The following is a 10,116-nucleotide window of genomic DNA, read 5'->3' as shown; positions in this document are numbered from 1 at the left end:
TTTGAGCAACGACCAGATCTGCTGATGGTTGGTCGCCTGCTCGCTCTGATTTAAGTAGGGCTCCAGTGCAATCAACGACTTGGCTGCGCCAAACTTGTTGTTGATGTCGAGCTGCAGCACGACGCGCTGGCGATACCAATCCTTTTGGGTATCGGCATCCAGCACCACCTCGGGTTTGCCTTCCAGCAGGATCAGCGCCTGATTGGCGTGGCCTTGCGCCAGCAACAGATGGGCTTGCAGCAGCTGCAACTGCGCCTTCTGAACGGGATCCTTGGCCTGCTTCTGCAATTGCTGGAACAGTGCCGAGGCCGGTTTGGCCTGGCCTAGCGCCAGATAGCTGCGTGCCGCCAGCATCTGCCAGGTAAAGGCCTCGGCCGGCTTGGCCGAGTCCACCTGCTCAAGATACCACTGGGCATTCTTGGTCAGATTGGAGAACGCAGAGGGCATGCCTGACGGCCCTGACGGTTGATTGGGCTCCGACGCACAGGCGGCGAGCAGTACTGCCGCGAGTATGATGCCGAAGAGTCGTGATACACTTAGCTGCTTTGTAACCCGGTTCAAGTTCATTCCCCGACCAGTGTTGAAGTTCCCCATAGTGTAAACGGGCCAATATGGCGACACAATTGTCGGGGCACTCGGAGATCCCATGAGTGACATCCCAACCCTGTATATAGTCCCCACTCCGATCGGCAATCTGGCGGACATCACCCTGCGTGCATTGGACATTTTACGCAGTGTCGATCTGGTGGCAGCCGAAGATACCCGTCATACCGGTATCCTGCTCAGCCACTACCAAATCTCGGTGCCGACCTTCGCCCTGCACGATCACAACGAGCAGCAGAAGGCCGATGTACTGATCGGTCGGATCAAAGAGGGCAAGAGTGTTGCGCTGGTCTCCGATGCCGGCACTCCGCTCATCAGCGACCCCGGTTATCACTTGGTCACCCGCTGTCGTGAAGCCGGGGTCAAAGTGGTGCCGCTGCCCGGCCCTTGTGCCGCCATCACCGCCTTGAGCGCGGCCGGTCTGCCCACCGATCGATTTGCCTTTGAAGGCTTCCTGCCCGCCAAGAGCAAGGGGCGCGATGATCGTCTGCAAGCCGTTATTGAAGACACCCGTTCGCTGGTGTTCTACGAATCCCCGCGCCGTGTGCAGGATACAGTGGAAGCGATTGCTCGCATTCTCGGCGAGCGTCAGGTGGTGGTGTGCCGTGAGCTGACCAAGACCTTCGAGTCGATCCACGGTCTGCCTGCTTCCGAAATGCTGGCCTGGCTTGGTGAAGATGACAACCGCTGCCGCGGCGAGATTGTGCTGGTCGTGGCTGGCGCCTCCAAAGAGGAAGAGGATTTGCCAGCCGAGGCGATCCGTACTCTAGGGTTGCTGGTGGCCGAACTTCCGCTTAAAAAAGCGGCGGCATTGACTGCCGAGATCCACGGTGTGAAGAAGAATGCCCTCTACAAATATGGTCTCGAGTACTATTGAGCCGATGAAATAGGCCAGCAGACTGTTTTCTGACCTGTGCAATCCTCCGAACCGGCGAGCATTCAGCATGTAAGCGGGGACCAAAGCGCGATAAATGGCTGTAAACGGGAATTGCCGGTTTACCCCGTGCGTATCGCAAGGCTATAATCCGCGCCTCGGAGTTGGCTGGGCAATCGCTGCTTCGTCGTTGTGTCCCTCGGGACAGACGGGCGGAGGGGAGGAAAGTCCGGGCTTCACAGGGCAGGGTGCCAGGTAACGCCTGGGGGGCGTGAGCCTACGACCAGTGCAACAGAGAGCAGACCGCCGATGGCCCGCAAGGGATCAGGTAAGGGTGAAAGGGTGCGGTAAGAGCGCACCGCGCGACTGGCAACAGTTCGTGGCACGGTAAACTCCACCCGAAGCAAGACCAAATAGGCCCCTATTGGCGCGGCCCGCGTTGGGGGCGGGTAGGTTGCTTGAGCCAGCGAGCGATTGCTGGCCTAGAGGAATGATTGCTACCCGGGGCAACCCGGTACAGAACCCGGCTTACAGGCCGACTCCGACCTCATTCCGCGTGAACCGTCACGCTAAAATCCCGGTGCCTAACGGCACCGGGATTTTTATTATTCACGCCGAGATGCACCGCATGGCGGCTTTCTGGAATCTGTAATAAAGTTCTCACCCTTTTTGGTCGATATACGTCGGCTGGACTGTCTGTATCTATCACACTGCTGGCCTGATGAGCGACCCTGTGGCAGTAAGGCGAGATGAAATGGTTAAGGTGGATTATTAATGTCATCAAGCAGCGCAATGCTCACACCTTCCCGGCTGCTTAGCGCAGAACGGGGCAGAACCCTGCCTCATTATGATCTGTTGGGTGTCGAGCGGCTTAATCACGCCCGCTTGAAGCAGGTCAATGGCCAGTTGAGCACATTTTCCCTGCAAGCTGCGAGTTGTATGGCCCAGCTGTTCAATAGTGCGGAGTGCGAACTGAATTATGGCGAGTTTGCCTTTTCTGGTCCGGCAGAGACAGATGACGCTCATATCTGGGTCGAGGCGAGAAGTCCGCTTGAACCACAGCGCGCCGTCTATTTCTCGATCGCACCCCTGGTCATCTATCGTCTTGCGGTCCTCTTTTTCGGCGGCACCTTGCAGCAAAAAGAGGAGCATGTTCAGTCTGGCAAAGGGCTGACCGATACCGAACAGCGGCTGTTATTGCGGCTTTGCCAGTATCAGGTTGATATCTGGTGTGCTTGTCTGGGGTTGGGGGATCTGAAGTGGCAGTTGCATGTCGTGCCACGGGATTCCATCGCCCACCGTCAGCTCTGGACCACGCAGGCAACCCTGCAGGCAGGTAATTGCACTCATCACTGGCAGATGTGGTTGCTTCCCCCCGAGGAGTCCATTTCTCCGGTCAGTCATTCATTGCCAGCAGGTCAGCTGGAACAGGCTCTGACTCATGTCCCGGTACGTCTGCGGGGGGTGATGGGCCAATTGTCCATGACGCTGGCGGATCTTGAGTGTCTCAAGGTGGGTGATGTGCTGTCACTGGACTTGCCTGAAGTTGTGCCAGCACTGATTGGCAGCCGTCCCTGCTTCAGTGGACGAATCGCAGAACACAAAGGCAGCCTGGTCTATCAGGTTGCGACGGTTGTAGAGGAGTAAATTTAATCATGAGCGAGCACAATATGAATGATCCGCTGGATCTGGATGGACTTGATCAACTGTTTGGTGACGACATCAGCATGCCTAGCGCCGCAGACTACTTGGCCCCCACCAGTAGCAGCAAACAGCGGGATCTCTCCTTCTTTCGCCAGATCCCGGTCAAGGTGACGCTGGAAGTGGCCAGTACCGAAGTGCCGCTCGGCGATTTGATGCGCGTCGAGGAGGGGGCTGTCATTGAGCTGGACAAGCTGGCGGGTGAACCGCTGGATGTGCGGGTGAATGGCCGTCTGCTTGCCAAGGGCGAAGTCGTCGTCGTGAATGGCAAATATGGTCTGCGCCTGGTCGATGTCATCGATACCAACCTGCTGGGTGGCATGGACGACTGATGCGCTATCTGCTGCTGACGCTGCTGTTATTTTCGCTGCCCGGCTGGGGGGCGGACATGACCCTGTTCTCGGTATCGCCAGGCGCTTCAGGGGGCGAGGACTACAACATCAAGTTGCAGATCCTCTTCTTCATGACCCTGCTGGGTCTGCTCCCGACCTTGTTACTGATGATGACCAGTTTTACCCGGATCATCATCGTACTGGCCATATTGAGACAGGCACTTGGCCTGCAGCAGAGTCCTCCCAACCGGGTGCTGATCGGCATCAGCCTCATCCTGACAGTGGTGATTATGCGTCCGGTCTGGACGGACATGTATCAGAATGCATTTGTCCCTTATGACCAGAATGAAATAACCCTGTCAGAGGGGATCGCCAAGGCAGAAAAACCCCTGCGCAAATTCATGCTGGCCCAGACCCGTGAACCGGATCTGGAGCAGATGCTGCGCATCTCTGGCGAACCAACTACGGTCGCTAAAGAGGATGTGCCTTTCGGTGTGCTGTTGCCCGCGTTTGTCTTGAGTGAGTTGAATACCGCATTTCAGATTGGCTTTATGCTGTTTATCCCCTTTCTGGTGATTGACTTGGTGGTCGCCAGCGTCTTGATGGCGATGGGGATGATGATGCTCTCACCGCTGATCATCTCCTTACCCTTCAAACTGATGGTGTTTGTGCTGGTCGATGGCTGGTCGATGACCGTCGGCACTTTGGCTGCCAGCTTTGGTGGGGGAGGCTGATATGACCCCTGAGCAGAGCGTTGCCCTGGTTGGTGGCGCGGTCAATCTGGTGGTGACCATGGTCTCGGTGCTGATTGTACCGGGCCTGATCGTAGGTTTGGTAGTCAGTATTTTTCAGGCGGCCACCCAGATCCAGGAGCAGACGCTCAGTTTTCTTCCCCGTTTTATCGTGACTCTGATGACCCTTATCTTTACGGGTAACTGGCTGTTGTCGCAGATAACCACCTTGTTCCAGGATCTTTTTCTTAAAATTCCCGGGTTTATCGGATGAATTCGCTGCTGTCCCTCAGTGCTGCTGACCTGACCGCATGGTTGGGACAGTGGTGGTGGCCGTTTATCCGGATCGGTATGGCATTCTGGGTGATGCCGGTTTTTGGGGATACCCGGGTGCCTGCGCAAGTTCGCCTGATGCTGGCGTTTATTATCAGCCTGCTGCTCGCCCCCATGATGAAGGATATGCCGGTTGTCGATCCTTTCAGTGCCGGTGCGCTGGTCCTGGCGGTGGAGCAGCTGCTGTTTGGTTTGCTGTTTGGTCTGTGTGTCCAGCTGCTCTATATGGTGATGACCACTGCGGGGCAGATCCTCTCCATGCAGATGGGGCTCGCGATGGCGGTGATGAATGATCCGGTCAACGGGGATTCTGCCCCCATCATCAGTCAGGTCATGATGGTGTTTTGCGCCTTGCTCTTTCTGGGGCTGAATGGCCACCTGGTGGTACTGGATATTCTGGTGCAGAGCCTGCGTAGCTGGCCGCCGGGTTCATCTCTGGATCTGATCGATATGAAAGGTGTAATCGGGTTGTTTGGCTGGTCTATCGGTGCCGCCCTGTTGCTGACGTTGCCTGCCGTTGTTGCCATGTTGATGGTTAACCTGACCTTCGGGGTGATGAACCGGACTGCCCCTTCGCTCAATATCTTCTCCCTCGGTTTTCCCATGACCCTGTTGCTCGGGTTGCTCACCATGGCACTCTCCATCAGTGGTGTGCCCTCCCGTTATCTGGATTTGGTTACCCATGTGCTTGAACAGCTGCGAGGCTTGACCCCGGCATGAGTCAGAACAGCGCACAGGACAAAACCGAAGAAGCCTCCAGCCAGAAACGCCAGAAAGCGAGAGATGAGGGGCAGATCGCCCGCTCAAAAGAGCTCAGTTCTGCCGGTTTGCTGCTGCTTGGCGGGTTGGTGATGCAGTGGATGGTGCCGGGGTTTGGCCAGTTCTTTGCCGAGTTGATGAAGCGTCCGCAGCGTTTTGACTGGCAAGGTGCCCGTGACCCGCAGATGATGATCCATTGGTTGGGTGAAGCGCTCATAAACATGCTGTGGGTGCTGCTGCCCCTGTTTGGCTTTCTGGCCCTGATGCTGGTGTTGCTTAGCATAGTGCCGGGCGGTATGGCGTTGACCTGGAAAAAGCTGCTACCCAGTGGCGAGAAGATGAACCCTTTGAAGGGGCTGGGGCGGATGTTCTCCAAGAACAGCCTGATGGAGTTGCTGAAGTCACTGCTCAAGGTGACGCTGATCGGCGGCACGCTGGCGTTGATGTTAAATCATCAATGGCCTTCCTTGTTGATGATGAACCGGATGCCTCCTCAGGCGGCCCTCGAACAGGCGCTACGGATCCTCTCCCAGGCATTTATTCTGCTGGGGAGTGTACAGATGCTGATTGCCGTGCTGGATGTGCCCTATCAGCGCTGGTCGCTTAACAAGCAGCTCAGGATGACCAAACAAGAGGTCAAGGATGAGCACAAGAACAGCGAAGGGCGTCCCGAAATCAAAGCCAAAATCCGCCAGGTACAGGGAATGCTTGCCCGCGCGCGTATCGAGCAGCGGGTACCACAGGCGGATGTGATCATCGTTAACCCGACCCATTATGCGGTGGCAATAAAATATGATGCGACGCGAGCCAATGCCCCTTTCGTGATTGCCAAAGGGGTCGACAGCATGGCCGAGCGGATCCGTCAGGTCGCCAAACAGCATGACAAGATGGTGATGAGCTTGCCCGAGTTGACACGAGCCATCTATCACTCGACCAAGGTGGATCAGGAAGTTCCCGCAGGGCTGTACACGGCAGTTGCCTATGTATTGAACCATGTATTGCAGTTAAGGGCGTATGAGGCAGGCAAGGGGAGGAAACCGACCCCTCTTGCCCCGTTATATGTACCGCCCGAGTTACGTCAACCTGAGAGGTAAGTTGTGAACTGGCGTGTATTCACCCAATCCTATACCGCAATTCCGCTGATGTTATTGGCCATTCTGGCCATGATGATCCTGCCTCTGCCCGGTTGGCTGCTGGATGCGCTCTTTACCTTCAACATCGTGTTGGCGGTACTGGTGTTGCTGGTATCCGTCTCGGCCCGCAGACCACTCGATTTCTCGGTATTCCCAACCGTATTGCTGGTTGCCACCTTGATGCGGCTGTCGCTGAACGTGGCCTCTACCCGGGTGGTGTTGCTGCATGGTCACGAGGGGCATGAAGCGGCCGGTAAGGTCATCCAGGCATTCGGTGAAGTGGTGATCGGTGGCAACTATGTCGTCGGTCTGGTGGTCTTCGTGATCCTGATGATCATCAACTTTGTGGTGATCACCAAGGGTGGCGAGCGGATTTCGGAAGTATCCGCCCGCTTCACTCTGGATGCCATGCCCGGCAAGCAGATGGCCATCGATGCCGACTTGAATGCCGGCACCATGGATCAGCATCAAGCCAGGGCTCGCCGTGAGGAGATCGCGCGCGAGGCGGACTTCTATGGTGCGATGGATGGTGCTTCCAAGTTCGTTCGTGGTGACGCGATAGCTGGCATGCTGGTGCTGATCATCAACCTGGTGGGTGGGTTGGCCATCGGTATCTTCCAGCATGCCTTGCCCGTTGCCGAAGCCTTCCAGCGTTATGCGCTGCTGACCATTGGTGATGGTCTGGTTGCCCAAATCCCGTCCCTGCTGATGTCGACTGCTGCGGCCATTATCGTGACCCGGGTCAGTGATGAGGGGGAGATGGCTGATCAGGTTGGTCAGCAGATCCTGGCATCGCCTCGTGTTATCTATACCTCTGCAACCATCATGCTGATCCTGGGTCTGGTGCCCGGGATGCCGATGCTCGCATTCCTCAGTTTCGCAGCTGTACTGGCCTGGACTGGCTGGAGTGTCAGCAAACGAGCCGTCAATGTGCCGGATCTGGATGCAGCGCAAGAGCTGACTCGTCAAATGATTCAGCCTGAACAGCAGGCACTGGAGTGGCAGGATTTACCGCCAGTCGATACAGTCGCCATCGAGCTTGGTTATCGTCTGGTTCCTCTGGCTGAAACGGATAAAGGGGCTGAACTGCTTGCACGAGTGCGCGGGATCCGCAAAACCCTCTCCGAGCAATACGGTTTTCTGCTCCCCGAGATCCGGGTGCGCGACAATCTGCAGTTGCAGCCGGATCAGTACCGGATCAAGTTGTCCGGTGTCGCGTTGGCGATGGGGAATGTGGATTGTCAGCGCTTGATGGCCATCAGCAGTGGTGAGACTTATGGTGCGCTCGATGGCGAGCTGACCCAGGACCCGGCCTACGGCATGAGTGCGGTCTGGATCTCCCCGGAGCAAAAGGCCAAGGCCCTTAATCTTGGTTACTCGGTGGTGGATTCGGCCACCGTGATTGCCACTCACGCCAGCAAGCTGTTGCGTGAACAGCTTGATGCGCTGTTTGGTCACGATGAAGTGGGCAAGCTGGGCCAATACCTGGCCAGTCAGTCCCCCCGGTTGGCTGAAGAGCTCAATCTGGCGCTGACTCAGATGCAGCAATTGAGAGTGTTTCGTCAATTGCTAAAGGAGCAGGTCAGTCTTACCGATATCCGAACCGTTGCCACGACGCTGCTGGATGCGAGCGAGCTGACCAAAGACCCTGTCCTGCTGGCATCCGATGTGCGCTGTGCCTTGAAGCGCCAGATTGTGCGGCAGGCCATTGGCAATCGCGATGTGCTGGCTACGTTTACGCTGGATGATCGCCTTGAGCAGACATTGCTGGCTGCAATGAATCAGTCACAACAGCAGGGCAAAATCCAGCTGGACAGCTTCCCGGTTGATCCACAACTGCTGGCCCAATTGCAGCAAAATATGCCGTTGGTGAAGGAGCAGTTGCAGCAGTTGGGACATGCCCCTGTGTTGGTTGTTATGCCGCAACTGAGACCGTTAATAGCCCGTTATGCCCGATCATTTTCAAAGGGACTCAAAGTGCTTTCTTATAACGAAATACCGGAAGAGTTACGGGTAGAGGTAATTGGTACACTTGGTTAATTGCTGTTGGATAAATGCGCTGATGGGGAAGTGTTTTTTCCGCCTTTGCTTGAATTGCCGTATGAATACTATATGATGTGGCGAAAATTGACGCAGCAATGTGTGAAAGTTAAATAACAAAAACAATATTAATTGTGTTGCTACACGCCTAGGCAATCAGGTCGGGCGTGTTATCACATTGTAAGGGCAAACTGAACTGAAAAGTCAGGACGCAAAGCCTCCGGTCTAACAGCATGAAAGCTAATGACAGCGGGGTTACCAAGGTGAATTTGGATACAAAATTGTTACCATATAGATATTGGGTATGCTGTTTTTCCAGTATGACCTTGTATTGCTCCTTTGTGCCTGATACTTCAGTTCTATTGATTGTTCTATCCACAATCACAGGTGTCAGACGTCTATGTCTTCGGGATTATCAATAAATAAAATAATCGGGTCGTGTGGCGATAGCTTGGCTGAACCACATATATTATTGATTCAGTCGCTAATAGTTGCCGAAAATGAGGTTGAAAAAATCCTATCCAAGGAAGGCATCAGGGTATCAAGCGTTAATTCTGTTAAACAATCAAAGGGCATTATTGTTGACAATAATATCAACTTGATCCTGCTCGATATGGATGCCATGACCGAGCTTGGACCACGTATTCTGCATGAGTTTGAAGGGCTCGATTGTGTCATTATGGTTAATGAGCATCAGGCCGCAATTGCTGCAGAAGCCATATGTGCCGGAGCTATAGATTATATAGTCAAACCCTTCCGCTCCCAGCAATTGCTCGATGCTGTCCGTGGTGCTTTACGCCTTCGTCAGGCGATTCCCAATCTTATCGCTGTGTCGCCCATGAGCCTGCAGGTCTTGCAACTGGCTCGACGTGCAGCCAAAACCTCTGCCACCATTCTGATCGGGGGTGAGTCAGGAACCGGTAAAGAGCGGTTGGCCCGTTATATTCATGATATGTCAGTTAGGTCTGAAAAACCGTTTGTTGCAATTAATTGCGCGGCTATTCCTGAGACAATGCTTGAGTCAATTCTTTTTGGACACAATAAAGGTGCATTTACCGGTGCTATATCTGCCCAGCCTGGAAAATTTGAGTTGGCACAGGGGGGGACCCTGTTATTGGACGAAATATCTGAATTATCTTTGAACTTGCAAGCAAAGTTATTACGGGTTTTGCAGGAGAAAGAAGTTGAGCGACTTGGCAGCAATCAAACGATTGCTCTTGATGTTCGAATCATTGCCGCCAGCAATAAAGATCTGCGTACTTTGGTTGCTAATGGATTGTTCCGTGAAGATCTGTTTTATCGTCTTGATGTTTTGCCTATGAGCTGGCCCGCATTGCGTGATCGTCCTGACGATATTATTCCTCTGGCCAACTATTTTCTTGAGCGTTATGCACCTCAGCAGGGTTATCGCCTGAGTAAGCAGGCGTGTCAATTGCTGTTGTCATATGAATGGCCAGGAAATGTGCGAGAGCTTGATAATGTTATGCAACGCGCATTAATTATGGCGCGCGGTTTGCATATACAACCCGTCGATTTGATGTTGCCAAACTGTATTCTTCCCGAAGAAACAGTCGCATCAGACACGTGGCATGCTCCCGAGGGGTTGAGTG

At 54.5% G+C, this 10,116-nt stretch carries 10 protein-coding genes, 1 other RNA gene and 1 riboswitch; of the genes, 10 read left to right on the top strand and 1 reads right to left on the bottom strand.

Annotated elements, in window-relative coordinates:
• A partial coding sequence (locus AACS18_RS20205) for a penicillin-binding protein activator (RefSeq protein ID WP_258228774.1) occupies positions 1-447 on the bottom strand: 447 nt, incomplete at its 3' end.
• 199 nt (positions 448-646) lie between these two features.
• On the opposite strand from AACS18_RS20205, the gene rsmI reads away from it, so the two are divergent.
• From rsmI to AACS18_RS20155, 10 genes are all read left to right on the top strand, one after another.
• Positions 647-1,480, top strand: coding sequence for a 16S rRNA (cytidine(1402)-2'-O)-methyltransferase (gene rsmI / locus AACS18_RS20200; RefSeq protein ID WP_108613135.1), 834 nt, complete (start codon positions 647-649; stop codon positions 1,478-1,480).
• Positions 1,481-1,637: 157 nt separating this feature from the next.
• An RNA gene (gene rnpB / locus AACS18_RS20195) (RNase P RNA component class A) lies at positions 1,638-2,024 on the top strand.
• Between the two features lie 227 nt (positions 2,025-2,251).
• Positions 2,252-3,124, top strand: coding sequence for a lateral flagellar motor switch protein LfiM (gene lfiM / locus AACS18_RS20190; protein ID WP_181363340.1), 873 nt, complete (start codon positions 2,252-2,254; stop codon positions 3,122-3,124).
• Positions 3,125-3,132: 8 nt separating this feature from the next.
• Entirely contained in the window at positions 3,133-3,510 is a 378-nt protein-coding gene (lfiN, locus tag AACS18_RS20185; protein WP_019444828.1) for a lateral flagellar motor switch protein LfiN, read from the top strand.
• Positions 3,510-4,244 (top strand): flagellar type III secretion system pore protein FliP, encoded by a 735-nt coding sequence (fliP, locus tag AACS18_RS20180; protein WP_005336248.1) that lies wholly within the window; start codon positions 3,510-3,512, stop codon positions 4,242-4,244. The genes lfiN and fliP overlap by 1 nt, the downstream gene beginning before the upstream one ends.
• A gap of 1 nt (position 4,245) precedes the next feature.
• Complete coding sequence (gene fliQ, locus AACS18_RS20175; protein ID WP_005336246.1) at positions 4,246-4,515, top strand: flagellar biosynthesis protein FliQ; 270 nt, start codon at positions 4,246-4,248, stop codon at positions 4,513-4,515.
• Positions 4,512-5,294, top strand: coding sequence for a lateral flagellar biosynthetic protein LfiR (gene lfiR / locus AACS18_RS20170; protein ID WP_005336245.1), 783 nt, complete (start codon positions 4,512-4,514; stop codon positions 5,292-5,294). Before fliQ ends, lfiR begins: the two co-directional genes overlap by 4 nt.
• Entirely contained in the window at positions 5,291-6,427 is a 1,137-nt protein-coding gene (gene flhB / locus AACS18_RS20165; RefSeq protein WP_069527055.1) for a flagellar biosynthesis protein FlhB, read from the top strand. The genes lfiR and flhB overlap by 4 nt, the downstream gene beginning before the upstream one ends.
• A 3-nt stretch (positions 6,428-6,430) precedes the next feature.
• Positions 6,431-8,506 (top strand): lateral flagellar biosynthesis protein LfhA, encoded by a 2,076-nt coding sequence (gene lfhA, locus AACS18_RS20160; protein ID WP_021231850.1) that lies wholly within the window; start codon positions 6,431-6,433, stop codon positions 8,504-8,506.
• Positions 8,507-8,681: 175 nt separating this feature from the next.
• A riboswitch (cyclic di-GMP riboswitch) is annotated at positions 8,682-8,769 on the top strand.
• A gap of 137 nt (positions 8,770-8,906) precedes the next feature.
• On the top strand, positions 8,907-10,116 hold a 1,210-nt coding region (locus AACS18_RS20155), incomplete at its 3' end, for a sigma-54-dependent transcriptional regulator (protein ID WP_108613134.1).

It is taken from the genome of Aeromonas sp. HMWF015, from assembly GCF_963878965.1.
Taxonomy (GTDB): domain Bacteria; phylum Pseudomonadota; class Gammaproteobacteria; order Enterobacterales; family Aeromonadaceae; genus Aeromonas; species Aeromonas veronii.
This window is presented reverse-complemented; position numbering and strand designations above follow the sequence as displayed.

Coding starts and splice junctions, on each gene's coding strand:
- rsmI (WP_108613135.1), top strand. CDS start 647: ATGAGTGACATCCCAACCCTGTATATAGTCCCCACTCCGATCGGCAAT.
- lfiM (WP_181363340.1), top strand. CDS start 2,252: ATGTCATCAAGCAGCGCAATGCTCACACCTTCCCGGCTGCTTAGCGCA.
- lfiN (WP_019444828.1), top strand. CDS start 3,133: ATGAGCGAGCACAATATGAATGATCCGCTGGATCTGGATGGACTTGAT.
- fliP (WP_005336248.1), top strand. CDS start 3,510: ATGCGCTATCTGCTGCTGACGCTGCTGTTATTTTCGCTGCCCGGCTGG.
- fliQ (WP_005336246.1), top strand. CDS start 4,246: ATGACCCCTGAGCAGAGCGTTGCCCTGGTTGGTGGCGCGGTCAATCTG.
- lfiR (WP_005336245.1), top strand. CDS start 4,512: ATGAATTCGCTGCTGTCCCTCAGTGCTGCTGACCTGACCGCATGGTTG.
- flhB (WP_069527055.1), top strand. CDS start 5,291: ATGAGTCAGAACAGCGCACAGGACAAAACCGAAGAAGCCTCCAGCCAG.